The 26384-nt window shown below is 65.0% G+C and carries 18 protein-coding genes; 6 read left to right on the top strand and 12 right to left on the bottom strand.

Annotation, left to right across the window (positions count from 1 at the left end):
- Positions 1-14 precede the first annotated feature (14 nt).
- The 7 genes from treY to HBH1_RS08560 all read right to left on the bottom strand — a co-directional run bounded on the left by treY (position 15) and on the right by HBH1_RS08560 (position 14506).
- Positions 15-2996 carry a malto-oligosyltrehalose synthase gene (gene treY, locus HBH1_RS08590; protein WP_102662394.1) on the bottom strand — a complete coding sequence of 994 codons (2982 nt, stop codon included), beginning with the start codon at positions 2994-2996 and terminating at the stop codon, positions 15-17.
- A complete protein-coding gene (malQ, locus tag HBH1_RS08585) occupies positions 2996-5278 on the bottom strand; it encodes a 4-alpha-glucanotransferase (RefSeq protein ID WP_102662393.1) in 2283 nt (760 codons plus the stop codon). The genes treY and malQ overlap by 1 nt, the downstream gene beginning before the upstream one ends.
- Positions 5275-7179 carry a malto-oligosyltrehalose trehalohydrolase gene (gene treZ, locus HBH1_RS08580; RefSeq protein WP_102662392.1) on the bottom strand — a complete coding sequence of 635 codons (1905 nt, stop codon included), beginning with the start codon at positions 7177-7179 and terminating at the stop codon, positions 5275-5277. Before treZ ends, malQ begins: the two co-directional genes overlap by 4 nt.
- Positions 7176-9437, bottom strand: coding sequence for a glycogen debranching protein GlgX (gene glgX, locus HBH1_RS08575; RefSeq protein ID WP_102662391.1), 2262 nt, complete (start codon positions 9435-9437; stop codon positions 7176-7178). Before glgX ends, treZ begins: the two co-directional genes overlap by 4 nt.
- Before the next feature lies 1 nt (position 9438).
- Entirely contained in the window at positions 9439-11862 is a 2424-nt protein-coding gene (glgB, locus tag HBH1_RS08570; protein ID WP_199181550.1) for a 1,4-alpha-glucan branching protein GlgB, read from the bottom strand.
- A 183-nt stretch (positions 11863-12045) separates the two neighbouring features.
- Positions 12046-13665 (bottom strand): glycogen synthase GlgA, encoded by a 1620-nt coding sequence (gene glgA / locus HBH1_RS08565; protein WP_102662390.1) that lies wholly within the window; start codon positions 13663-13665, stop codon positions 12046-12048.
- 613 nt (positions 13666-14278) lie between these two features.
- Positions 14279-14506, bottom strand: coding sequence for a dodecin (locus tag HBH1_RS08560; RefSeq protein WP_006463842.1), 228 nt, complete (start codon positions 14504-14506; stop codon positions 14279-14281).
- 443 nt (positions 14507-14949) lie between these two features.
- On the opposite strand from HBH1_RS08560, the gene HBH1_RS08555 reads away from it, so the two are divergent.
- Positions 14950-15132, top strand: a complete 183-nt coding sequence (locus HBH1_RS08555) for a hypothetical protein (protein ID WP_039875641.1) — start codon at positions 14950-14952, stop codon at positions 15130-15132.
- A 159-nt stretch (positions 15133-15291) separates the two neighbouring features.
- Here the strand turns inward: HBH1_RS08555 and norR are convergent, their stop codons facing one another.
- Entirely contained in the window at positions 15292-16893 is a 1602-nt protein-coding gene (gene norR / locus HBH1_RS08550; protein WP_102662389.1) for a nitric oxide reductase transcriptional regulator NorR, read from the bottom strand.
- A gap of 167 nt (positions 16894-17060) precedes the next feature.
- Between norR and hmpA the strand changes: the two genes are divergently transcribed.
- The 3 genes from hmpA to HBH1_RS08535 all read left to right on the top strand — a co-directional run bounded on the left by hmpA (position 17061) and on the right by HBH1_RS08535 (position 19295).
- Positions 17061-18254, top strand: coding sequence for an NO-inducible flavohemoprotein (gene hmpA, locus HBH1_RS08545; protein WP_102662388.1), 1194 nt, complete (start codon positions 17061-17063; stop codon positions 18252-18254).
- Between the two features lie 76 nt (positions 18255-18330).
- Complete coding sequence (locus HBH1_RS08540) at positions 18331-18738, top strand: hemerythrin domain-containing protein (RefSeq protein ID WP_102662387.1); 408 nt, start codon at positions 18331-18333, stop codon at positions 18736-18738.
- Between the two features lie 200 nt (positions 18739-18938).
- Positions 18939-19295: a hypothetical protein gene (locus HBH1_RS08535; RefSeq protein ID WP_006463847.1), complete on the top strand. Its 357-nt coding sequence runs from the start codon at positions 18939-18941 to the stop codon at positions 19293-19295.
- A gap of 12 nt (positions 19296-19307) precedes the next feature.
- Here the strand turns inward: HBH1_RS08535 and HBH1_RS08530 are convergent, their stop codons facing one another.
- Positions 19308-20306 carry a 2-hydroxyacid dehydrogenase gene (locus tag HBH1_RS08530; protein WP_102662386.1) on the bottom strand — a complete coding sequence of 333 codons (999 nt, stop codon included), beginning with the start codon at positions 20304-20306 and terminating at the stop codon, positions 19308-19310.
- Between the two features lie 377 nt (positions 20307-20683).
- Between HBH1_RS08530 and HBH1_RS08525 the strand changes: the two genes are divergently transcribed.
- A complete protein-coding gene (locus HBH1_RS08525; protein WP_102662385.1) occupies positions 20684-21970 on the top strand; it encodes an MFS transporter in 1287 nt (428 codons plus the stop codon).
- An 88-nt stretch (positions 21971-22058) separates the two neighbouring features.
- On the opposite strand, the gene HBH1_RS08520 is transcribed toward HBH1_RS08525, so the two are convergent.
- The 3 genes from HBH1_RS08520 to HBH1_RS08510 form a co-directional block, all read right to left on the bottom strand.
- On the bottom strand, positions 22059-22553 hold the full coding sequence (locus tag HBH1_RS08520) for a GNAT family N-acetyltransferase (protein ID WP_102662384.1): 495 nt from the start codon (positions 22551-22553) through the stop codon (positions 22059-22061).
- Entirely contained in the window at positions 22550-22831 is a 282-nt protein-coding gene (locus tag HBH1_RS08515) for a type II toxin-antitoxin system TacA family antitoxin (protein WP_102662383.1), read from the bottom strand. The genes HBH1_RS08520 and HBH1_RS08515 overlap by 4 nt, the downstream gene beginning before the upstream one ends.
- A gap of 139 nt (positions 22832-22970) precedes the next feature.
- A complete protein-coding gene (locus HBH1_RS08510) occupies positions 22971-23372 on the bottom strand; it encodes a type II toxin-antitoxin system MqsA family antitoxin (protein WP_102662382.1) in 402 nt (133 codons plus the stop codon).
- 392 nt (positions 23373-23764) lie between these two features.
- Between HBH1_RS08510 and HBH1_RS08500 the strand changes: the two genes are divergently transcribed.
- Positions 23765-25993 (top strand): NADP-dependent isocitrate dehydrogenase, encoded by a 2229-nt coding sequence (locus HBH1_RS08500; RefSeq protein WP_102662381.1) that lies wholly within the window; start codon positions 23765-23767, stop codon positions 25991-25993.
- Positions 25994-26384: the final 391 nt, after the last annotated feature.

Here is a 26384-nt window from a genome sequence, read left to right as displayed (position 1 = left end):
CCTCCCGCCTTCCCTCACTCCAGATGCAACTCCAGCATCTCCACCGGCAAACTCCCCAGAATCTCCGCCACGGCGATGCTGCCACCCCGTTCGCCATCGGGCATGGCGCATTCCTCCAGCTGACCCTGGCCACTGGTGAGGACGCTACGCCAGAGTCGCATGCCTTGCCCGGCCGCATGCGACAGCGACTGCGGGAGCGCGATGCTGGTATCGCCCCAGGCCTGGGCGGAGATCAGCGGCAAGGCTTCTTCACGACGACCTTCGAAGGACAGCAGGTGACCCGCCAGTCGGGTACAGATGACGACCACCGCCTGCAGGCCCTGCGCTTCATCGCCCTGCTCCACCGGCAGCAATCTGGCAAAGGCGATGACGTGGCGCGCCAGCTTGCCATGGGCCGTGAGGGGGATGTATCCACCATCGGCGAAGAGTGGCGCATGGCGGCGCCGATACTGCAGCACCGCATGGATCAGTTGCTGCTTGGCGCCGCCGCTCTGCCATTCGCGCAGGGAGACCGGGCGACTGGTGGCTTCGTCCAGGCGACGCGCGCGCAGGGCGAAATCCACGGGTCGGCGATTGTCGGGGTCGACCATGCTCAGGTCCCAGAGCTCGCTGCCCTGGTAGAAATCCGGCACCCCTGGACTGGCCAGCTTGAGCATGGTCTGCGACAGGCTGTTGATGGCGCCCAGCGGTCCCAGGCGACGGACGAAGTCTTCCAGTTCGGTGAGGAAGGGATGATGGCGCGGGTCCAGTCCGGGGTCGCACAGCAAGGCGCGGGTGAAGCGTTCGCAGGCGTCTTCATAGTCCTGCTGGGGTGCCACCCAGTCGCTGCGCCGTTTGGCTTCGCGCAGAGCCTTGCGCTGCCATTCGATGACGCGTTCGGCCAGTTGGCCCAGGGCGCTCAAGTCGTCGTCGCCAGCACGCATGCCATCCGGCCACGCACCGACCAGCGTCTGGTAGAGCATGCTTTCGTCGACGGCGTCGATGCCGCCCTGCGGACCGGCGGTGGCCGCGACGATGGGGGCGTTGAGTTGATGCCAGTGGCGCAGTACGGTGGCCCATTCCTCGGCGATCTCGGAGAGTGCGGCCAGGCGCATGCGGGCATCTTCGCCGCGCTTGTGGTCGTGCGTACCAGTGGCCAGGAGGCTGTAGGGCGTCTGTTCGGCGCGGCGCGCGGCCAGCTGGTGGAAGTGCGCCACGGAGAGCGAGAGGTGGGCCGGTTCGGCGCCCACTTCATTGCGCGACAGCAGGCGTCCATAGCGATAGAAGGCGGTGTCTTCCATGGACTTGGCCGTCAGCGGCGGCGTCAGTTGCTGGAAGCGGGCGATGGCGCGCAGTTGCAATGCGCGACGGCGGGCGTCGCTGGTATTGAGCAACAGATCCCCACCCAGCCAGCCTTCCACCACGTGCAAGGTCGGGTGGTCGGCGGCATGCAGGGTGGCCGCTGCGGTGCGGGCGGTGCGGGCCAGCAGTTCACGGTCCAGGGCGGGCATGCCTTCGGCGTTGGCGTAGGTGCGATAGACCGGGAAATGCACCAGCAATTCGGCCACGCAGCGACGGATGGACATCAGTGTCAGGTCGCGGGTCTGCGTTGCCGTGCGGGCGAGCTGGTGCAGGCAGTGCGCAAGGGCATTGAATTCGGCGGCGAAATTGCGCACCAGAAAACTGCGGCGCGCCTGCTGCACGATGGTCGGGAAATGGCTGAGCTCGCCCGCCGCATGTCCCTGCATGTGATCCACCGTCGGCGTGACTTCGCCGACGATGTCGCGCCATAGTTCGTCCAGCACCGGTTCGCCTTCGCCGTCGTGCAGGACGGCGGCGCACTGGTCCATGAATTCATAGCCGGTGCTGCCATCGAGCGCCCAGCCGGGCGGCAACATCTCGTCGCCGGCCAGGATTTTTTCCGCGATCAGATAGGGTTCGTGGTCGGGTCGCAGGCTGCGCAGACGCGCCCGCAGGCGCTGGCAGTAGGTGGCCGGGTCGGTCAGGCCGTCAATGTGGTCCAGGCGCAGGCCGTCGATGAGGCCCTCCCCATACAGGCGGAAGATTTCGGCGTGCATGGCCTCGAACACATCCTCGCGTTCGACCCGCATGCCGACCAGTTCGCTGACTTCGAAGAAGCGGCGCCAGTTGATCTCGTCAGCCGCATTGCGCCAGTAGGCCAGGCGGTAATGCTGGCGTTCCAGCAGTTCGTGCATGGTGCTGCGGCCATGCGGCTGCACGGCGGAGAAGGCGGCCAGGGCGGCGTCGATGTCGGCCAGCGCATCGGGGTCGGCGGCCAGGCTGCGCATCAGATGGCAGGCCTCCGCTGTCTGGCGGTACTGCTCGGGGTGACCGGGTTCGACCGCCTGGAAGGCGCTGATGAGCTCCGCCAGACGTGGGCTGCCGGCGGTCTCCAGCACCACCGCGTGATCCTGCATGGCCAGGGGGAAGACGTTGTCGTGGTGCGCCACGTAGAGCTCGCCCCGTTCGGTATCCAAGCGTAGCACCAGTTCGCCGGCTTCCAGTGCCTCGGCATAGGGCTGGCCGAGGAAAGGCAGCAGGACCTTGCCGGCCAGGGCCGGGTCGGCACTGTCCCACTCGATGTCGAACCAGTCGGCGTGGTGGCTGTGACGGCCCCAGCGCAGCACATCCTGCCACCAGGCATTGTGTTGGCCCACGGCCATGTGATTGGGGACGATGTCGACGATGACGCCCATGCCCTTGGCATGCAGGCGCTGGCACAGCTGGCGCAGGCCTTTCTCGCCGCCCAGTTCGGGGTTGATGCGGGTGGCGTCCACCACGTCGTATCCATGGGTGGAGCCGGGACGGGCGACCAGGATGGGTGACAGGTAGTAATGGCTGACGCCCAGGCGATGGTAGTAATCCACCACCTCGGCAGCATGTTCGAAACGGAAATCGCGATGCAGCTGCAGACGGGCGGTGGCGCGCGGGATGTCACTACGCTCACGGCGGTCACTGCGCTCACCATACGGATGGGGTGCGGTCGGGGCGGGCATCAGGTCTCCTTGGGGCCGCAGCCGCGCACGCGGCGCAGGCGTTCCAGCCTGGCCCGGGCGGCATAGGCGGCAAACAGCTGTGGCGTATCGGCCGGCAGGCGGCGGCGCCAGTTGGGGTGGGGGTCGGTCAGGCCGGGCAGATTGGGTTGCTGGCTCAGGCCGAGGATGTCTTCCACCGGCACGACGGCCAGCGGTGAGGGCGTGGCGGCCACCATGTCCAGTGCGGCGTCGACGGCGATGGCGCAGTCTTCCAGGGTGGCGGGATGGTGTTCTTCCGACACCTCCTCGACGAGGGCCTGTGCCACCTCTGGCAAGGGGCCGCTGGCCCGTCCCTGCTCGACCAGGCTGTGCCACAGCTGGCGGCGGTCCTGGCTGCGCTGTTCCTGCGCGGCGGCCACGCCTTCATCCAGATGGCCGAGGCGGTCGCGCCAGGCGATGTCGGCACCGGACCACCATCCGGCCACGGTGGGCAGGTCGTGCGTGGTCGTCACGGCAATGGCCTGATCCGACCAGTCGGCCGGCGGCAGGAAACCGGTTTTGTCACGCTGGAACCAGAGCACGCGGATGCCCGCCACCCCCGCCGTATCCAGTGCCTGGTCGAAGCCGGGCGGCACGGTGCCGAGGTCTTCGCCGATGACCACGGCGCGGTGGCGCCAGGATTCCAGCGCGATCAGGCGCAGCAGGTCCTGCTGCGGATAGCTGACGTAGGCGCCGGCATCGGCGTCCAGTCCTTGTGGCACCAGCCAGAGGCGGTTCAAGCCAAGCACGTGGTCGATGCGCACGCCGCCGCCCTGGGCGAAGCAGGCGCGCAGCATCGCCAGGTAACCCTGGTAGCCGGTGCGGCGCAGGGCCAGCGGCGAGAACGCGCCCAGCCCCCAGTTCTGGCCTTGCGGGGCCAGGCGGTCCGGCGGCGCGCCCACGGTCAGGCCGGCGGCGATCTCGGCCTGATGGCTCCAGGCCTGGCTGCCGCCATTGTCGGCACCGACGGCGAGGTCGGCGATCAGGCCGATGGGCATGCCGGCATCGCGGGCGGCCTGCTGGGCCTGGCCCAGTTGATGCGCCGCCTGCCATTGCAGGAACAGGTGGAAATCGATCTCGCCGGCATGCTGCTCGGCGAAGGCGCGCATCTCGGGGGTCTCCGGATGCAAGCCGGCCTGGCCCCATTGGCGCCAGTCGCAACCGCCGACCACGCCTTGCGCGGCCAGGTGGTGGCTATAGGCCTCATACAGTGCATGCGCATGCAGGGCCGCGCCCCCGGCACTCTGGAAAGCCTTGAAGGCGGCCTGGTGGTGCGCATGCTGTCCCTGCCCCGCCTGTTCGGTACGGAACAAGGCGTACAGGCGGCGCAGCAGCGTCAGGCGATGCGCACCGGCGCGCTGCCAGTCGATCAGGCTGGCCTGCTGCAGGCGCTCATGGGCGGCGATCATCTCCGATCCCCCCTCGGCCAGCACCTGGGCCTGGGCCTCTTCGCCGAGAATGCCGGCAGGGTCGATCAGGAAGGGGTTGAGGAACAGCCGGCTGGAAGGCGAATAGGGGCTGCTGCGACCGGGGTCGGCGGCAAACATGGCGTGCAGTGGCGACATCGCCAGCGCTGCCGCGCCATACTCGGCTGCCATCGGTGCCAGCGCCTTGAGCGCGCCGAAATGCCCGATGCCGCCGTCGCCGTAGATGGTGCGGGCCGGGTTCAGGCTGTCGCTGCGCAGTCCATAGACCTGGGCCGCCAGTGCCCAGCCGCGCTCGCTGCCACGGTCGGCCAGGGCATCGGCAATGGTGTAGCAGCGCGCGGGGGCGATGGCCAGCGTGAGGATATGGCCGGCCACCAGCAGGCGGTGATAACCGGGCACATCGATGGGCGGCAAGGTCGGCGGGCGGTTCAGGTCGGAGGAAATCAGCAGCATCAGGCGCGCGCCGTTTTCCAGCTCCACGCGGCAGGACAGGCCATGCAGGCGCGAATGCATGGGCAGCGCCACCGGCTGGTGCAGCACCCCTGTCAGCAGCGGTGGCAGATAGCCCACCGCCTGCTCGCGGTCCAGCTCGGCCAGGCTGTCGCGACAGTCGCCCGGGCTGGCACAGGGCAAGCCCAGTGCGGCCAGGATGGCGCGCAGCGCGTCTTCCTGCACCACCTGCGGCTGGTCGTAGGCATCGGTCCATTGCACGGCGATGCCGGCCTTGCGTGCCAGGCGATAGAGATCGCTTTCGTGGGTGGCCGGGGCCGTGGCCGGGCGGGGCACGGGGGCTGACATTCGGGATGGCGCGGCTTCGCGCATGAGAGTGCTGCTCATGTCGGTCTCCCGATAGGCTGGGTCGACATCGTGTCCGCGGCCGGTTCACGCAGGGCCAGGATGGCGTGCGGCGGGAATGTGCCCTCGGCCAGGGTTTCCAGCACGGCACCACTGTCGAAGAGCACATCGGCGCCAGCCGGATGGGCCAGTTGTTCCAGCGACTCCTGCAGCGGCTGCTCATCCAGGTTGACCGTGATGTTGAGCACGCTGCCGTTGGACAGACGCCAGCGCGCCTGCACCGCCTTGGGCCCGATGGCACGGGCCTCCAGCGCGCGCGCGCCGCGCAGGTAGGGCGCGATATGCAGCTTGCGGATGTGCAGCAGCTCGGCCACGCGACGCAGGCAGGCCGCCGAACCCGGTGCCGGACCCGGCTCGGGGATGGATGAGACGAAGGTGGCGAAGCTGTTGGGATCGGGAATCTGCTCCAGCAACTGCGGATCGGCGAATTGCGGGAAGCGGGAAAACTCGCGTCGCCGCCCTTCCCGCACGGCCGTGGCCAGGGCCTCGTCCTGATGGCTGGTGAAGTACAGGAAAGGCTGCACGGCGCAGAATTCCTCGCCCATGAACAGCATCGGCACTTGCGGCGCCAGCAGGATCAGGGCCTGTGCGGCATGCAAGGCCAGCGGATGGGCCAGCACGGTGAGCCGTTCACCGAAGGCGCGGTTGCCGATCTGGTCGTGGTTCTGCAGGAAGTTGACGAAAGCCGTGGGCGGGAGCTCGGCGCTGGGTTCGCCGCGGGGCTCACCGGAGTACGGAGAGACCTCGCCCTGGTAGACGAAGCCCTGCTGCAGGCAGCGTGCCAGCTTCTCGGCCGGCTGTTCGGTGTAGGCGCTGTAGTAGCCGCCGTCTTCACCGGTCAACAACACATGCAGGACATGGTGTGCGTCGTCATTCCATTGGGCATCGTAGACATGGCTGGTGCGTGTGCGCACCTCCCCCTGGTCGGGATCGGCGACCTGTTCGCCCTGGCCACCATAGCCCAGCAGATGGGCGGCATTGCCGTCGTGTTCCAGCACCAGGTGGACATGACGTTCGGTACCGATCTCCTGGCGGATGCGATGGCCCAGGCTGACCAGCCAGTCCGGCTCGCAGATGGCGTGCACGGCATCCAGGCGCAGGCCGTCGAAGCGGTATTCCTGCAGCCAGTAGAGGGCATTGAGGGTGAAGAAATCGGCCACTTCCGGGCGGCGGAAATCGATGGTCGCCCCCCACAGGGTGTTGCTGTCATGCCGGAAGAACTCCGGGGCATAGCTGTTGAGATAGTTGCCGGCCGGGCCGAAGTGGTTGTACACCACATCGAGGAACACCATCATCCCCAGACCATGCGCGGTATCGATGAGCGCCTTGAGTTGTTCGGGCGTGCCATAGCTGGCGTCAGGGGCGAAGGGCAGCACGCCGTCATACCCCCAGTTGTGGGCGCCGGGGAATTCGGCCACCGGCATCAGTTCGATGGCGGTGATGCCCAGCTCGGCCAGTTCCGCCAGGCGCTGCTGGATGCCGGCAAAGCCACCCATGGCGCCGGGATGGAGCTCGTAGAGCACCGTTTCTTCCCAGGGCCGGCCTTGCCAGTGCGGGTATTGCCACGGGTAGGCATGGGCATCCACCACCACGCTGGGATCGAAGACGTCCCCGGCCTGGCCGCGCGAGGCCGGATCGGGGACGGTGACTTCGCCCTCCACCTTTGAGTGCAGGACGTAGCGATAGAGGGTGCCGGGTTCGCAGGCGGTGTCCAGCAGGTACCAGCCCGGCGCCGCGGAATCGGGTGACATCGGCAGGCGGCCGCCTCCGGTGATCTCCACCGCAGCCGCATCGGCGCCAGGTGCCCAGATGCGAAAACGCACCTGGCCAGGCGCCGTGACCTGGGCGCCAAAAGGCAGCGGCAGCGAAAAGCGGGCCGTCATGCGCGCTCTCCCCATTCGTTGCGGGCAATCCATTCATTGGCCGCCAGCGGGTAGATGGCCGAGGACAGGTGCAGCGGCCGGTTGGCGAACACCTGCAGGCTGTGGGCCTGTACCTGCACCGTGGCGCTGCCCTGCACCCTGGCCGCTGCGCCCTCGCCTTCCGGCATGCCGGTGGGCTGGGCGCTGTCCAGCAGAAGGCAGTATTCGCCTTCGGTGCGGGGGAAGTGGAACTCGATGGGCTCATGGCCGGCATTGACGAAGATCATCAGCACATCCGAGATGGCTTCGGGAATGTCGCCGGGCGCATCGGTATTGGCGGCGTCCTGGATGCGCGAACTCAGCTGCTTGTGCGCTTCCTGGCGCTTGCCGGCCAGTTGCAGGGTGATGGCGCGGGCCACCGGATTGTTCCAGTCTTCGCTGGAGACCGGGCGCGCCGCCTCGTCGAACCAGGCCACATCCGGCAGGCCATCGGCCACCATCTGCGCGCCATGCAGGAAATAGCTGGCGCGCAGGACCTCGAAGTCACGGCGGATGGCGGTGACGCGGCCCACGAAGGCGGTCAGCGCGGCGCCTTCGGGCGAGCGGGCCTGCTCCCAGTTGATCCAGGAGATCTCATTGTCCTGGCAGTAGGCATTGTTGTTGCCGCCCTGGCTGCGGTTGAATTCGTCACCGGCCAGCAGCATCGGCGTGCCTTGCGCCAGCAGGGTCGAGGCCAGCATGGAGCGTTGCACATTGGCGCGGGTGGCCTGGATGGCGGCATCGTCGGTCTCGCCTTCGGCACCCCAGTTGTAGCTGGCGTTGTCGTTGTGGCCGTCGTTGTTGTTCTCGCCATTGGCCTCGTTGTGCTTGCCGTTGTAGCTGACCAGGTCACGCAGGGTGAAGCCGTCGTGCGAGGCGATGAAGTTGATGCTGGCCCAGGGCTTGCGGCGATGGTGTTCGAACAGCTCGGCCGAACCCAGCATGCGCTGGGCGAAGCCGCCGCGCATGGCCTCGTCGCCCTTCCAGAACTTGCGCATGTCATCGCGGAACTTGTCGTTCCATTCGCCGAAACGGGCCGGATGGTTACCCAGCTGGTAGCCGCCGGGGCCGATGTCCCAGGGTTCGGAAATGAGCTTCAGGCGCGACAGCACCGGGTCCTGCAGCAGCGCATCGAAGAAGCCCGAACCGGGGTCGAAGCCATGCGGCTCGCGCCCCAGGGTGGAACCGAGGTCGAAGCGGAACCCATCGATATGGAAGGACTGCGCCCAGTAGCGCAGCGAATCCAGCACCATCTGCAACACGCGAGGGTGTGACAGGTTCAGCGTGTTGCCACAGCCGGTGTCATTGATGTGATAGCGCTCCTGACCGGGCATCAGGCGGAAGTAGCTGGCATTGTCCAGGCCGCGGAAGGACAGCGTGGGACCCAGTTCGCTGCCGCAGCTGGTGTGGTTGTAGACGACGTCGAGGATGACCTCGATGCCGGCGCTGTGCAGGCGTCGCACGGCCATGCGCAGTTCGTTGGGGTCGCCCATGGACATGTAGGACGGCTCGGGCGCGAAATACGAGAGCGTGCTGTAGCCCCAGTAGTTGCTCAGGCCCCGTTCGACCAGGAAGCTGTCCTGCAGGAAGGCATGCACCGGCATCAGTTCCAGTGTGGTCACGCCCAGCCGCAGCAGGTGGTCGATGAAGGCCGGATCGGACAGCGCGGCGAAGGTGCCGCGTTCGTGCGGCAGCAGGTCTTCGCGCATCTTGGAGATGCCCTTGACGTGAGCCTCGTAAATCACGGTCTTGTTCCACGGCACCTGCGGCAGGCGGTCATGTTCCCAGACGAAGGCGTCTTCGGTGACCATGGCCTTGGGCATGGCGGCGGCGCTGTCGCGACGGTCGAAGGACAGGTCGGCGCGGGCCGAATGCAGGCGGTAGCCGTAGAGCGCATCGGTCCAGCGCACCTGGCCCACCAGGCGCTTGGCATAGGGGTCCAGCAGCAGCTTGTTGGGATTGAAGCGATGGCCCTTGTTGGGTTCGTAGGGACCATGGGCGCGGAAGCCGTAGACCAGCCCCGGGGCGGCACCAGGCAGGTAACCGTGCCACACCTCGTCGGTGCACTCGGGCAGCTGGATGCGCTTGAGTTCGCGCTTGCCGGAGGGGTCGAACAGGCAGAGATCCATGCGGGTGGCGTTGGCCGAGAACACCGCAAAATTGACCCCCAGGCCATCGGAGCTGGCGCCCAGGGGGTAAGGCAGGCCTGGCATCAGGCGATCAGGAAAGGCGACACTCATTTCAGGACTCTCTACGCAGGATCAGGGTGGACAGCGGCGGCAGGTTCAGTTCGATGGAGTTGGGGTGGCCATGCCAGCCCATGTCCTGCACCTCGACCCGGCCCATGTTGCCGCTGTTGCTGCCGCCATAGACGGCGGCATCGGTATTGAGCACTTCGCGCCACACACCGGGCTGGCCCGGTGCGATGGGTGGCACGCCAATGCGGTAGTGGGTGCGCGGCACCGGGGTCAGGTTAACCACGATGAGCACCGGCGGTCCCTCGTCGGCGTAGCGGAAGTAGGCCAGCACGCTGTTGACGCTGTCGTCGCCGACTGCCCAGGAGAAGCCGTCGGCGCGGCAATCGCGCTGGTGCAGTGCCGGTTCGCTGCAATAGAGATGGTTCAGGTCGCTGACCAGCTGGCGCAGCTGGCGGTGGCCGGCCGGGTGGCCGCCATGTTCGTCCAGCAGGTGCCAGTACGGCGATTTGTCGTGGTCGAACTCGTCGGGCTGGCCGAATTCACTGCCCATGAAGAGCAGCTTCTTGCCCGGGTGCGTCCACATGAAGCCATAGTAGGCGCGCACGTTGGCGAAGCGGCGCCATTCGTCGCCCGGCATCTTGTTGAGCAAGGCGCGCTTGCCATGCACCACCTCGTCATGCGAGATCGGCAGGATGAAGTTTTCCGAGAAGCCGTAGAGCAGACCGAAGGTCATGTCGTGGTGGTGATAGCGGCGGAACAGCGGGTCATGCTGCATGTAGCGCAGGGTGTCGTTCATCCAGCCCATGTTCCACTTGTAGTGGAAACCCAGGCCATGATGATCGGCCTCGTCCTTGACTTCGGCGGTCACGCCGGGCCAGGAGGTGGATTCCTCGGCAATCATCAGCGCGCCCGGGCAGCGCTGGGTCACGACGGTGTTGAGCTCGCGCAGGAAGGCCACGGCTTCCAGGTTTTCGCGGCCGCCATGGATGTTGGGCACCCATTCGCCGGACTTGCGGCTGTAGTCGCGGTAGAGCATGGAGGCCACGGCGTCCACGCGCAGGCCGTCGACGTGGAAGTGTTCCAGCCACTCCAGGGCGCTGGCGATCAGGAAGCCGCGCACCTCATTGCGGCCGAGGTTGAAGATCAGGGTATTCCAGTCCTGGTGGAAGCCTTCGCGGGGGTCGGCGTGTTCATACAGCGCGGTGCCGTCGAACTGTGCCAGGCCATGCTGGTCGCTGGGGAAATGCGCCGGCACCCAGTCCAGCAGCACGCCGATGCCGGCCTGGTGGCAACGGTCGACGAAGGCGGCGAAGCGCTCCGGTTTGCCGAAGCGGGCACTGGGCGCGAACATGCTGATCGGCTGGTAGCCCCAGGAGCCACCGAAGGGGTGTTCCATCACCGGCATCAGTTCGATATGGGTGAAGCCCATGCCGACCACGTAGGGGATCAGCTCATCGGCCAGTTCATCCCAGGTGAGGTTGCGATGCGCCTGTTCCGGCACGCGGCGCCAGGAAGCGGGATGCACCTCGTAGATGGACATGGGCGCCGAGCGTGACTGGCGCTGGGCACGCTCGGCCATCCACTGCTGGTCCTGCCAGACATAGGGACGGGCATCGGCCACCACCGAGGCGGTGGCCGGCGGCGGCTCGGTCGCGCGCGCCACCGGATCGGCCTTGAGCGGCAACAGCACGCCATCACGGCCGAGGATTTCGTATTTGTAGACGTCGCCAGGGCCGATACGGGGGATGAACAGCTCCCACACGCCCGGCTCATGGCGCAGGCGCATCACGTGGCGGCGCCCGTCCCACTGGTTGAAGTCGCCCACCACCGAGACGCGCTCGGCATTGGGTGCCCAGACGGCGAAGCGGGTGCCGGGCACGCCATCGATTTCCATCGGACGCGCCCCCAGGCAATCGGCCAGTTGACGATGACGACCTTCCTGCAGCAAGTGCAAGTCCAGCTCGCCCAGCAACAGGCCGAAGGCGTACGGATCTTCGGTGCTCTGCACGCTGCGGTTGCCGTCGGGGATATGCCAGTCCACGTCCAACACATAGGGGACCTGGTGGCGACGCTGCTCCAGGCCGGTGACGACACCGCTGAAGAAGCCGCTGGGCGAACCGTTGAGCGGATATTGCTGCAGCTCGCCCAACAGGGCGCCGCTATGCCGGCAGCGCACGCGGACCGCTTCGGCACCGGGGTGGAAGCAACGAATGGCGCTGACGCCACTGGCCTCGCGCGCATAGCGGGGGCCGAGCAGGCAGAAAGGCTGGTTCAGGCGCCCTGCCAGCAGGGCTTCCAGCAGGCCCTGCTCTTCAAAGGACAGGGACAGCGCGGTTTTTTCGAGGGGAGGAAGGGACTGCTCCGGGCTTGCGCCGGGGGCATGATGGGGGGGCGCCGAGCTGGCGTCGGAAGACGAATCCGCGGAGTCCAGGGATTCCCTATACGCCATGACAGACATGCCGGACATGCACACTCCTGTTGTTGTTATCTGGGTTGATCGAAATATCGATAGTCAGCATCCGGCGCACCGCGTGGCGGCACGCCGGCAAACACCTTCCCTGCCGCGTCCCTGATGGATGCAGGGACGCGGTCGGGCTTGAAAGAAAATTGTCAAAAGACGGCCGCAGCTGCCACGGCTGCAGCGACGCAATCAGGCCGCCGCCACGGCCGAAGGTCCGGCAACCACACCCGCCAGAGCCGCTGCAATGGCCGCCGCCGGACTGACCATGCCAGCCACCCGCTCATGGGCAACTGCGCCGTGGGCGACCTGCGCTGCCGGCCGCTCCACCGGCAAGGGACGCGGGGCAAACAGTGGGCGCACGGCCATGTCCGCCACGTGGGCATAGGCGTCGATGTAGGCACGGGTGGGGCCGGCCCAGTCGCAGTCGATGCTCATGGCATTGCGCTGGATGGACTGCCAGCGCTCGTTGTCGCTGTAGAGCGCAAAGGCGCGGGCGACGGCGTGCTGCATGTCTTCCACACGCTCGCCTTCGAACAGCACGCCGGTGGCGCGTTGCGGATCGAGATCGGCGTCGCATACGGTGTCGACCAGACCGCCGACACGGGAGCCGATGGGAATGGCGCCATAGCGCATGGCATACAGCGGGGTCAAACCAAAGGGCTCGAAACGGGTCGGGTGCAACAGCATGTCGCTGCCGGCATGCAGCGCATGGGCGCGCCGCTCGTCATAGCCGATATGTACGGCGATGCGGCCAGGATACTGGCGGGTGAGGGCCAGGAAGGCGTCTTCATAGTCATGGTCGCCGCAGCCCAGCACCACCACCTGCAGGCGCGGATGGCGCTCCAGGATGCCCGGCAATGCCTCGATGACGACGTCGGCCATCTTCTGGTGCGAGATGCGGCTGCCCAGGCCCATCACCGGGGCGAAGGGATCGACCGGCAGGCCGAACAGCTTTTGCAGGTCGCGCTTGCAGGCAGACTTGCCCTTCATGTTGCCGACGCTGAAATTGCGGGCGATCAGCGGATCGTTGGCGGGGTTCCACAGCTCGGCGTCAATGGCATTGGGGATGGCGCGCAGGTCCAGCTTGCGGAAGGACAGGATGCCGTCCATGCCGCAGCCGAAGCGCGGGGTCATGATCTCTTCGGCATAGTTGCGGCTGACGGTGGAGACGCAATCGGAGAAGCGGATGCCGGCTTTGAGGAAGGACAGCTTGCCCCAGTATTCCACGCCATCGCCGGTCAGCAGGTGCTGGGGAATACCGATCTGCTCGGCCGAGCCCAGCGCGAAATTGCCCTGGAAGGCCAGGTTGTGGATGGTCAGCATGGTGCCGATGTGATCCAGCCCGCGCAGCTTCAGGAGGCAGGGAATCAGCCCGGCGTGCCAGTCATTGGCGTGCACCACGTGCGGTGCCGGCAGGCTGGTCTCACCGGCGCAGATGGCCACGGCCGCATGTGAGAGGTCGGCGAAGCACAGCGCGTTGTCGCCGAACTCCACGCCATCGGCATCGACATAGGGGTTGGCGCCGCGCTGGCGGAAACGCGCGGTATCGAGCAGCAGTGCCGGCACGTCGGTGCCGGGGATGGTGCCGCGCAGGAGCCGGCCGGCGCCGCCGGGCAGTCCATGCTTGAGACCGATCTGTACCGTCTCGCCGAGATTGCGCACCGCCTCCGGATAGGCGGGCATGAGGATGCTGGCGTCGATGCCGACTTTGCGCAGCGCTACCGCCAAAGCGGTGATGACGTCGGCCAGGCCACCGGTCTTGACGAGCGGTACGGCCTCCGAGCTGACTAACAGAACTCGAGCTTGCAAGATGGACCCCTAATGTGTGAAAGCACCTGAGATGGAAAGCACCCTTGGCTCGTCGCATCGCATTGCATCTGCGCCTCGGCCGGGCTTGATCCGGTGGCCGGGCGAAGACATGTCCTTGTTGTTATGTTGGCCTGGACAAACTTTTGAGCGCCGATGATTACGTTATACGGATCAGGATCAGCCCTCACTATCGGACAGCGGCGTGAGATCGCGTAGGATGAATCCTACTGTTGCAGCGCGGCGAAAAAACCGGAGCGGCACGCTGAGCAGAAATCCGTATAGGTGACGAGACCTGCTACCGCACTGCACGAAAACACAAAAGCCGGCCGGGTCACGCAGCGCGGGCCGCAGTACGACGAATTGACGACGAATTGACGATGAAGAGGGCGCAGTTCCAGCGGTTCAGGTGGCGGTGCTGGCGTGGATACCGTGGCTGCCGTGGCGAGTATCGCCGCTGCGCGCGGTGATGAACCCCTACTTTAGCCAAAGGAGCCTGAAAGCCGCCAATTGAACCTCGCTATATGGGGACCAGCCCGATTGCGGCCCTGTATCCCTCATCCGTGGGAAGGGCCGCCCAAGCTCTGCCGTGCAGTCGACCGCTCGCCTGGCGGAATCAGGCCTCGACCCGGAAACCGATCTTCAGACCGACCTGGAAATGGCCGATGCTGCCATTTTCAACATGGCCACGGCATTGGGTGACCTCGAACCAGTCGACGTTCTTGACGGTCTTGACGACGTCGGCCAGGGCATTGCGGATGGCCTCGTCGCTGCTGTTGGGCGAACTGCCCACGACTTCGATGATCTTGTAGGTGTTGGAATTGTCGTGCTTGCGCTCGTTCATTGGGACTCCTTGCATGAGGTATGAGGGGATGGACGATTCAGCAAGGCTAGCCGCTCATGCCGGCAACCGGCATCGGCCAATGCCACCAGTTGGCGTAGGAATCGATGCGCAGGGATAGCGGGACTCGGGTACCAATCGGCAAGCTCGCGCATCGAAGGCCCGAAACTCACCTTGCATTGCTGCGCAGCAAATTCGAAGCGAATGGCAGGTGCTTATCCTTGCCTCACCCCAACATTTCGCGACTTCCTACAAAAATTTAGGTCCTCGAACACCTGTTGCAGCGCAGCTAAAACGGCTAATATGCATTCATCTGGCTTGCCAAAACGTTCACATATCGGCCGCGATGTTTCCTCGCCGCCCCCTGCGAACAGGATTTGGCAGCCCTGCCCGTCGGCCCTGCCGGCCGCGGGTCTGCACAAGATTTTCATCCCTTGGAGAACATCATGTCGCAACTCAACCCTGGCATTCCAGGCAGCCCGCAGCAAGGGGCTCCCGTCAAAGCGATCAGCGCACCGCCGGAAGACCTGCAACACGTCAACGACGATGCCGCCGCCGCCCGCCACCTGACCGCCCTCCGCATTCGCGGGCAACTGGCGGAACTGGACAGCGAACGGCCACAAGCCTGAACTTCCCGGCGTCGTCGGTAAGACGCTGCGGCCAGTGCTCACGGGTATCTGCCCGGCGAGCACTGGCCGATTTTTTTTAGAGCGTGTCGACTGCGGTGCCTTCGCTCTCAGGCACAGGCGCCCTGCTCTCATGGTCATGCCGTGTTCCTCCTGAAGCCATCAACGCAATCCTAGTCTGCGGGCCAGTCGGCTCAGGTTGGCCCGGTCCAGCCCCAGCTCGCGTGCGGCAGCCGCCAGGTTGCCCTGGTGTCGCTCCAGGCTGGCACCGACCAGCTCGCGCTCGTAGTGCTCCACCGCATCGCGCAGTGGCAACGAGCGCAGCTCCGGCGTGGCGCCGGTCGGATTGACTCCCGCGACAGCATTCCCAATTGCCGCGCTTGCATCGGATGCGAGCGCCAGCGGCGTGCGCAGGTCCAGCGCCTCGGCGTCCAGCGTGAGGATGGACGGACGCTGCGGCTGTGCTGCGAGGGCACGCAAGGCGCTGCGGCCGACCAGATGTTCCAGCTCCCGGATGTTGCCCGGCCATGGGTATTGCTGCAGGGCGCGCTGGGCGTCGGCGGACAGCCGCAGGCTGGTCAGACCCAGTCTTGCGCGGTTCTGCTCCAGGAAATACCCGGCCAGCAGCAGCACGTCGCGACCCCGCTCACGTAGCGGCGGCACCCGGATGGGAAAGACCGACAGCCGGTGATAGAAGTCGGCCCGGAAGTGACCGCGCTTGACCTCTTCGGCCAGGTCGCGATTGGTGGCGGCGATCAGGCGTACATCGACCCGATGTTCACGGTCCGATCCCACCCGCTGCAATTGCCCGCTCTGCAGTACCCGCAGCAGTTTGGCCTGCACCGCCAGCGGCAACTCGCCGACTTCATCCAGGAACAGCGTACCGCCATCGGCCATCTCGAACTTGCCGCGACGGTCAGCCACCGCGCCCGAGAAGGCGCCACGGACGTGGCCGAACAGTTCGCTCTCGACCAGGGTGTCGGGCAAGGCGGCGCAGTTCAGGCTGATCATGGGCTTGTGGGCGCGGGGCGAGGCGGCATGCAGGGCGTGCGCCACCAGCTCCTTGCCGGTGCCGGTTTCGCCGCTGACCAACACCGTCATGTCGCTGGGTGCGGCCATGCGTATTTCTTCCATCAGCTGGCGCTGGGCCGGGCTCTGGCCGATCAGTTCACGCTTGCCCCGGCTTTCCTCCAGCCCGAGACGATAGGCTTCGGCGCGCTGGCGCGCCTGTTCTCCGGCTTGCGAGAGGTCACTGATGCGCTCGGCCACGTTGACGGTGGCGGCCGCCAGCGCGGCAAAGGCATGCAGCGAGGCCATGTCGACCCCGTCGAAGCGGCCCGGCCCCAGCGCATCCAGCGTGACCAGGCCCCAGGGACGGCCGTTGACGGTCAGCGCACACCCCATGCAATCGTGCACTTCCAGCTGGCCGGAATGGGCGTCGTTGAGCCCGTCGACCAGACCATCATAGGGGTCGGGCAAGCTGGAATCGGCCGGGAAGCGCGTGGGTGCCACATTGGCCAGCAGCACGCCGAAGCGCGGGTGATCCGCCACCCGGAAGCGCCGCCCGAGGGTGTCGCCAGAAAGACCGTCGATGGCCAGCGGCACCAGCACCTCGCCCTCCAGCCGCAGCAGCGCGGCCGCGTCGCAGGGAAAGAGCGTGCGCAAGGTCTGCAGCAGGCGCCGGTAGCGCTCCCGATCATCGATCTCACGGGAGAGGTCGGCCACCAGCGGCAACAGCGCATCCAGCAAAGCCTTTGAAGTCATATTGACTACCAATAAAGTGAATTAAAGTCATTATGACACAGGTAAAAATCACACGGATATTTCCTAAGTCATTGATTTTATTAGGACAGGATGGTGGCACGGCTTTTGTAATACATCAGGGCAGACCGGTACTCCGGCACCCCCACTCCACCACTGAAAGGCCCAGCATGCTGACCGAAGCCCAACTCGCCATCGTCAAGTCCACCGTCCCCCTGCTCGAATCGGGCGGCGAGGCCCTGACCACGCACTTTTACCAGATGCTCATGCGTGACTATCCGCAAGTGCGTCCCCTGTTCAATCGTACCCACCAGGCCAGCGGCGACCAGCCACGGGCGCTGGCCAACGGCGTGCTGATGTATGCCCGCCACATCGACCGCCTGGAAGAACTGGGCCCCCTGGCAGCACAGATCATCAACAAGCACGTCGCGGTGCAGGTCATGCCCGAGCACTACCCGATGGTGGGCGATTGCCTGCTGCGCGCCATCCGCGAAGTGCTGGGTGCGGATATCGCCACCGATGCCGTCATCGACGCCTGGGGCGCGGCCTATGGGCAGCTGGCCGATATCCTGATCGGCGCCGAGCGCCAGCAGTACGACAGCAAGGCCGAAGCGCCCGGTGGCTGGCGCGGTGGCCGTCATTTCGTGGTCAGCCGCAAGGTGGCCGAGAGCGAGGAAATCACGTCCTTCTACTTCGTGCCGCAGGATGGCGGCAGCCTGCTGGACTTCGAACCGGGCCAGTACATCGGCCTGCGCATGACGGTCGACGGCGAGGAGCAGCGTCGCCAGTATTCGCTGTCGGCGCCGCTGCGCCAGAACGGACAGCCGGCGCAGTACCGCATCAGCGTCAAGCGCGAAGCCAACGGCAAGGTCTCGCGCCATCTGCATGACCAGATCCATGTGGGGTCGGTGGTGGAACTTTTCCCGCCCTCCGGCGAGTTCACCTTGACCGCCAGCACCAGGCCGCTGGTGCTCATCAGCGGCGGCGTCGGCATCACGCCGATGATGAGCATGCTGGTCGCGGCCCTGCCCAGCGGCCGTCCGGTGCACTTCATCCATGCCGCCCGTCATGCGGGAGTGCACGCCTTCCGTAGCGCGCTGGAAGAACTGGCCGCCCGCCATCCCCAGCTGCAGGTGCGCTTCTGCTACGAGAACCAGCGTGCCGGCGATGTGGCGCCGCATGCGCACGGCTTTATCGATGCCGCGCTGTTGCAGCAGTGGCTGCCGGCCGATCGTGATGTGGACGCCTACTTCGTCGGCCCCAAGCCCTTCATGAAGGCCATCAGGCAGGCGCTGGAGGAACTGGGCGTACCGGCGGCGCAGGCGCGTTACGAATTCTTCGGACCCGCAGCCGCCCTGCAGTAATGCCCTCTAGTCCTGCCCCCGCACCTGGCCGACCTGCCCCGGTGCGGGCTCTTCCATCATCCATGAGCAAAACGATATGAACCTGGACAAATACCGCCGCGAACACGCCGACATCATCGGCCACGTACAACAACTCAAGGCCCTGTGCACGCAGGGCATCGCCGAAGAGGCCGCCTCCATCGCCCGCGAAGTGATCGCGATGAGCTCGGTCATCAAGCTGCACCTGTCGGTGGAAGACCGCTACCTCTACCCTGCCATGCAGCAGGCGTCGCCCGCACTGGCCGCCAAGGCCAGGCATTATCAGGAGGAGATGCAGGACATCTCGGCGCAATACGCGCATTTTTCGCGCCAATGGAATGACGCCCAGCGCATCGCGGAACAACCCGAATTGTTCCGTGCCGACGCCAATCGGGTGTTGAAGCTGCTGTTCGACCGCATTGGCCGGGAGAACCGGGACTTCTATCCCATGGTGGAAGCGGCGTAACGTGCGGCGGGCAGCGTTGGAGGCCGGCGTCGCCCAGCGGCCATCCTCGCTGCCTCGCAACAAAATTCGCCGCTCTCGCACCCACATTCAGGCAGCATCGCCCTGATCACGGCTGATTATCAAGACAGGATTGATTTCCGACAATTTTTCGCGACGCAGCAAATGCTAAGCTGGAGGCCCCTCCTCCTCCGAAAGAATTCATGTCCGAGAAACTCAGCGCCGAGCGCCACACCCCCGATGAGCTGACCCAGGAACTGGAAGCCCTGGACCTGGAGATCGTGCGCTTCGCCGTGATCTGCCAGGTGCGGCTGTTCGATCCGGGCGTGCTCAACCAGGTGATGGACAACAACGAGCAGATCTGCGGACAGTCCCATCCAACCGCCTTCCAGAGCCTGCGTGGCCTGCTCTACCTGCACTTTGACATGCACCGGCAGCTGGCCCAGACCTATGGCACGGCCGACGCCGAAGAGATCATCCATCGCGTGCGCGAGCACCTGCGTCCGCGCATCGGCGAGCAACTGGGTTCGCTGTTCAATACCCGCGGCGCTGCGGGTTGAAAGCAGCGCCGGTCAGGCCACCAGGCGTTCCCCGAGGCTGGCGCCGGTGGCGAAATCGCTGAGGTTGTCGATGGTGGTCTGCATGATCTGACCGATGGCTTCCTCCGTGAAGAAGGCCTGGTGACCGGTCACGATCACGTTGGGAAAGGACACCAGGCGCTGGATCACGTCGTCGGTGATGATGGTGGAGGACAGGTCCTGGAAGAACAGGCTGGCCTCCTGCTCATAGACATCGATGGCCAGGCCGCGCAGCTGGCCGCTCTTGAGGGCGGCGATGGCGGCCTCGGTATCCACCAGCGCGCCGCGGCTGGTATTGACCAGGATGCAGCCGGGCTTGGTGGCCGCCAGGGTCTGCGCATTGACCAGATAGCGCGTGGCCTCGGTGAGCGGGCAATGCAGCGAGATCACGTCACTGGCCGCAAACAAGGCCTCGCGCTCCACGTAACGGCCGCCCAGTGCCTTGAAATCCGGGTTGCGATGCACGTCGCTGCCCAGCACGGTGCAGCCGAAGCCAGCCATGATGCGGGCAAACAGCGCACCGATCTTGCCGGTGCCGATCACGCCCACGGTCTTGCCGTGCAGGTCGAAGCCCATCAATCCATCCAGTTCGAAATTGCCCTCGCGCGTGCGCATGCTGGCGCGGGCGATCTTGCGGTTGACCGCCAGCAGCAGACCCACCGCGAACTCGGCCACTGAATAAGGTGAATAATCCGCCACCCGCGCCACCGTGATGCCCAGCCTGCGCGCGGCCTGGATATCGATATGGTTGAAGCCGGTGGAGCGGGTGGTGACAAAGCGTATGCCCTGGGCCGCCAGACGCTCCAGCACGGGTGCGCCGAGATCGTCGTTGACGAAGGCTGCCACCGCCTCGCAGCCGCTGCACAGTTGGGCGGTGCCGCTGTCCAGCCGGTCCTGCAGGAACACCAGCTCGTGGCCCGCGCCGGACTGGGCGTTGGCACGCAGGAGCAGGGTCTGGTCGTAGCGACGGGCGCTGTAGACGGCGGTTTTCATGGAGACCTTTCGAGACGGATGGAGATCGGAAACGGTGGGTGGGCTGTATGGCTGCAGGGCCGCAGAGCCGCACAAACGTGATGCGGCATTGCACCATATTTACGGCCAGCTTGCCTTGACGCAGTGCAGGACAACGCCGGAGAGCCCCTTTTTTGGCCGGATTGGCTTCCCAAGCTTTCATCCAGCTATCGAAAAAACCGATATTTGCTTCCATCCCGGGTCAGGGTGGTCCATGGTCGGGAATTCGGGCATAGAATCGGCGGCGCAATAGCTGTCCCCACAAAAAAGATCCTGACACAACCTGCCGCATGGCGGGACGAGACAGGCGCAAGACCGGAAGCAACACGGTCCGCCCAACAGATAACGAGGCACATATCATGACGACATCCACTTCTTCGCCGTCGAAGTTTTCCACGGTGCTGCGGGTTACCAGCGGCAACTTCATGGAAATGTTCGATTTCTTCCTGTTCGGTTTCTACGCGACGCACATCTCCAAGGCCTTCTTCCCGGGCGACAACGAGTTCGCGTCCCTGATGCTGACCTTCATGACCTTTGGCGCCGGTTTCCTGATGCGTCCGCTGGGTGCCATCATCCTGGGCGCCTACGTGGACCGCGTCGGTCGTCGCCAGGGCCTGATCGTGACCCTGGCCCTGATGGCGCTGGGCACCATGCTGATCGCCTTTGTCCCCTCCTACGCCACCATCGGCGCGCTGGCGCCCGTGCTGGTGCTGATCGGTCGCCTGCTGCAAGGCTTCTCGGCCGGCGTGGAACTGGGCGGTGTGTCGGTCTACCTGGCTGAAATGGCCACGCCCGGCCGCAAGGGCTTTTACGTGAGCTGGCAGTCTGCCAGCCAGCAGGTGGCCATCATCGTGGCGGCCGCCATCGGCTACGCACTCTCGACCACCCTGACCCCGGCCCAGGTCGGTGACTGGGGCTGGCGTATTCCCTTCTTCATCGGCTGCCTGATCGTGCCGGTGTTGTTCGTGATCCGCCGCTCGCTGCAGGAAACCGAAGAATTCATGCGCCGCAAGCATCGTCCGAGCACCGGCCAGATCTTCCGCTCCATGATCGAGAACTGGAAGCTGGTCATCGCCGGCATGATGCTGGTGTCGATGACAACCGTGTCGTTCTACCTGATCACGGTCTACACCCCGACCTTCGGCAAGAATGTCCTGAAGCTGTCCACCGAAGCCAGCCTGATCGTCACCTTGTGCGTGGGCGTGTCCAACTTCATCTGGCTGCCCATCATGGGCGCGCTGTCGGACCGCATCGGCCGTCGCCCCATCCTGGTGGCCTTCACGGTACTGACCATCCTGACCGCCTACCCGGCCGTGAACTGGCTGGTGCATGACGCCACCTTCAGCAAGATGCTGATCGTGGAACTGTGGCTGTCCTTCCTCTACGCCAGCTACAACGGCGCGATGGTGGTGGCACTGACCGAAGTGATGCCGGCCGACGTGCGTACCGCCGGTTTCTCGCTGGCCTACAGCCTGGCCACAGCAGTGTTCGGCGGCTTCACCCCGGCCATCGCCACCGGCCTGATCCAGGCCACCGGCGACAAGGCGGCGCCTGGCATCTGGATGAGCGCAGCCGCAGTGTGTGGCTTGATCGCCACCCTGATCCTCTACCGCAACAAGACGGCGCAGCAGGTGGCTGCGGCCTGACAAGCGTTTTTGCAATAGCTATTGGAATGATGGGCCGCTGAAGCTGAGCGGCCCTTTTTTATGCGTGCAAGCAACGGCGCGCCATAGGTCAGCGCAGGCTGGACAGGGGCAGAAACAGGGTGAGCGGAGCATCCCGCAGATCGATGAACCCGTGATGACGGTAAAAAGCGGCTGCCTGCGGGTCCTTCGCCTCGACCACCATGACCGCGCCCGGAATCTCGGCTGCCACTGCCCGGCGCATGGCATTGACCAGCAGCGCGCCACCGAGGCCGCGCCCCTTGAACTCCCGGTCCACGGCAAGGCGGCCCATGCGGATGGCAGGGATGGCGCCATAGCGCGGCAGCTTGCGTCGTAGATCATCCGGCAGTCCGGTCAGCGGCACGCTGGCACTGGCCAGAGTGTAATAGGCGGCGATGCGCTGGCTGTCATCGAGGGCGACAAAGCAGGCTGCCACGCGACGACGGATGTCCTGCGAGACCTGCTCCCGCAGGTAGCGGTTTAGTGCAGGTACGCCGCAGTCGAAGCGACCACGATCATGAATCCCGGTCTCCAGCGCCGTCACCAGGAACGGCGGGCGCGTCATTCTTCAGTGCGCAGAAGCTTGTCATGACGCGCCATGGCGCGCTTGAGAGCGGGCGATGGCGATGGAGGCGCCAGCAAGGCCTCCGCGAAACGCTGCTGGTCCTGAAGTGAAAGGCGGATCACATCGGCCTGCTCGATGGTCTTCTGCGCAGCCTCCTGCACGGCGCTTACGACGAAATCGGTCAGCGTACGACCTTCGATCTCGGCGGCACGCTTGAGCAATTGCTGCAATTCAGGACTGATCCGGGCTTCGAGCCGGGCGGTTGAGACGGCGGGCATGATGTTTTCCTCCGGAAGGCATTGTACGGCAAATTGCCGGATCGATGGCAACCCGGCCAGTTGATGATGTGTGGATACAGCGGCCGTCTCTTCAGCACTCACTACCCAGGGGCAAATGAAGCGGCCTGGCAGGCTGGCATCAGGCCGTGCGAATCTCTTCCAGCAGGTCCGGATGGCGGTCCAGCAGCCGGAACAGCTTGACGAGTGCCAGCGGCGGCTTGGTCTTGCCGTTTTCGTAGCGGGAAAAGGCATTGACGCCGCCCCCGAAGAGTTCAGCAGCCTGACGCTGATCGAGGTCGAGCTTGCGGCGCACGCGGGCGATGTAGTCCGGATCGACGTAGGCCGCATTGATGCGGCGCTGGAACTGCCCGATCAGGGCGCTGTAGCGATCCCCCTGCTCGCGATTGAGCAGTATCTCGCCACAAGCCGGACAGAAATTCCCCGTCACCGCTTCAATGACCGTGCTTTCACCCTTGTAGACATAGCTCAGGTTGCGGGTGTCGCGCACCAGTTCAGCGCCACCACAGGAGGGGCATTTCATTTCATAGCTCCTTGAAGGAAACGACAAGCACCTCATCGACCACCGTCAACTTGACGTAGGCCCATACCCAATCGGCAATTAAACCAAAAAGGTTAATCGATCATCACGCCCCGACAAACCGCTGCCCCTTGAATCGAAGGAAATACAAAAATTTCTTCAAGTCTTATATAAGAGTTGAAGCATTTCCGCCCGCTTAGGAGTAAACTACCGCTGTTTTTTGCCGCGGCCCTCTGGCAGCAGTACGCCGGGAACGCCGCCCCGGGAGACGAATTTCCGCGCAGCAAGCCGACAAGGAGATGGCACCAGTCCAGGCCGACAGAGCAAGGACGGTCCATCCGGCGCTGCGAGGATCGCACCAAAGCACATCAACACACCAACGCAAGGACATCATCGTGACTACTGGCAACCCGACCATCATCTATACGCTGACCGACGAGGCACCCTATCTGGCGACCCACTCGCTCTTGCCCATCGTCAAGAAGTTCACCGCTCCGGCTGGCATCGACGTCGTCGAAAGCGATATTTCGGTGGCTGCGCGTATCCTGGCTGAATTCCCGGAGTACCTCACCGATGAGCAGAAAGTCCCCGACAACCTGGCCGCACTGGGCGCACTGACCCAGAGCCCGGACGCCAACATCATCAAGCTGCCCAACATCAGCGCCTCCATCCTGCAGCTGCAAGCGGCCATCCGCGAACTGCAGGCACGCGGCTACAAGCTGCCCGACTATCCGGAAAACCCCTCCACCGACGAAGAAAAGGCCCTGCAGAAGCGCTACGCCAAGGTCACCGGCAGCGCCGTGAACCCGGTCCTGCGCGAAGGCAACTCCGATCGCCGCGCACCCAACGCCGTCAAGAACTACGCCCGCAAGCACCCGCACTCGATGGCGAAGTGGTCGATGGCCTCGCGCACCCACGTGGCGCACATGCATGGCGGCGACTTCTACGCCGGTGAAAAGAGCCTGACCCTGGACAAGGCTGTCGACGTCAAGATGGATCTGGTCACCAAGTCCGGTGAAACCATCGTCCTGAAGTCCAAGGTCTCGCTGCAGGCCGGTGAAATCATCGACAGCATGTTCATGAGCAAGAAGGCCCTGTGCGCCTACTACGAAGAACAGATGCAGGATGCCTTCGATACCGACCTGCTGCTGTCGGTGCACGTCAAGGCCACCATGATGAAGGTCTCGCACCCCATCGTCTTCGGCCACGCCGTGCGTACCTACTACAAGGACACTTTCGCCAAGCACGCCGCCCTGTTCGCCGAGATCGGCGTGAACCCGAACAACGGCATGTCGGGTGTCTATGAAAAGATCAACACCCTGCCCGAAGCCAAGAAGGCTGAAGTGCTGGCCGACCTGAAGGCCGATGAAGCCAAGCGCCCGCGCCTGGCCATGGTGGACTCCGCCAAGGGCATCACCAACCTGCACGCCCCCAACGACGTGATCGTCGACGCCTCCATGCCGGCCATGATCCGCGCGGGCGGCAAGATGTGGAACGCCGCCGGCAAGACCGAAGACACCAAGGCCCTGCTGCCGGAATCGACCTTCGCCCGCATCTATCAGGAAATCATCAACTTCTGCAAGACCAACGGCGCCTTCGACCCGACCACCATGGGTACCGTGCCCAACGTCGGCCTGATGGCCCAGAAGGCCGAGGAATACGGTTCGCACGACAAGACCTTCGAAATCGCGCAAGCCGGTGTGGCCCGCATCGTCACCCTGGACGGCCAGGTCCTGCTGGAGCAGAACGTGGAAGAAGGCGACATCTGGCGCATGTGCCAGGTCAAGGACGCAGCGGTCCGCGACTGGGTCAAGCTGGCCGTGACCCGCGCCCGCCTGTCCGGCATGCCGGCCGTGTTCTGGCTGGACCCGTACCGTCCGCACGAAGCCGAACTGATCAAGAAGGTCAACACCTACCTGAAGGATCACGACCTGACCGGTGCCAACATCCAGATCATGTCGCAAGTGCGCGCCATGCGTTACACCCTGGAACGCGTCATCCGTGGCCAGGACACCATCTCGGTGACCGGCAACATCCTGCGCGACTACCTGACCGACCTGTTCCCGATCATGGAACTGGGTACCTCGGCCAAGATGCTGTCGATCGTTCCGCTGATGGCCGGCGGCGGCATGTTCGAAACCGGCGCTGGCGGCTCGGCGCCCAAGCACGTGCAACAGCTGGTCGGTGAAAACCACCTGCGCTGGGATTCGCTGGGTGAATTCCTGGCCCTGGCCGTGTCCATCGAAGACGTGGGCATCAAGACCGGCAACAACCGCGCCAAGATCCTGGCCAAGACCCTGGATGCCGCTACCGGCAAGCTGCTGGACAACAACAAGTCGCCCTCGCCCAAGACCGGTGAACTGGACAACCGCGGCAGCCACTTCTACCTGGCCCTGTACTGGGCCCAGGAACTGGCCGCGCAGAAGGACGACGCCGATCTGGCCAAGCAGTTCGCACCGCTGGCCAAGGCACTGACCGACAACGAGCAGAAGATCGTGGAAGAGCTCAATGCGGTGCAGGGCAAGGAAGTGGACATCGGTGGCTACTACCTGCCGGACCGCGAAAAGACCTTCGCCGTGATGCGTCCGAGCGCCACGCTGAACCAGGCGTTGGAATCGCTGTAAGGCGCCTTCATCTGCCGGAGGGTAGCTGGAGCACCCTCCCGCAGTGAAAACGGAAAGGCCGCGAATGCAAGTTCGCGGCCTTTTTGCTTTTTGCGGGCTGAGCCTGCATGGCAGGAGCATGCGGGAAAGCTACTGGTGAACCAACTACCGTTCGGACTGAGTAGCCGCACATCAGTGCGGCGTATCGAAGGCGCGCATGCCGGTGAGTCTTCGATACGCGGCAGAGCCGCTACTCAGTCCGAACGGCCATCTTGAATAGCGGCAAACCAACCGACTACCGTTCAGACTGAGTAGCCGCACATCAGTGCGGCGTATCGAAGGCGCGCATGCCAGTGAGTCTTCGATACGCGGCAGAGCCGCTACTCAGTCCGAACGGCTGCCGGGGCATCGC

The sequence above is a fragment of the Herbaspirillum sp. BH-1 genome, from assembly GCF_002870055.1.
In the GTDB taxonomy this organism is placed as follows: domain Bacteria; phylum Pseudomonadota; class Gammaproteobacteria; order Burkholderiales; family Burkholderiaceae_D; genus Herbaspirillum; species Herbaspirillum frisingense.
The sequence above is the reverse complement of the archived record's forward strand: the minus strand, read 5'-3'. Positions and strand labels throughout refer to the sequence as shown.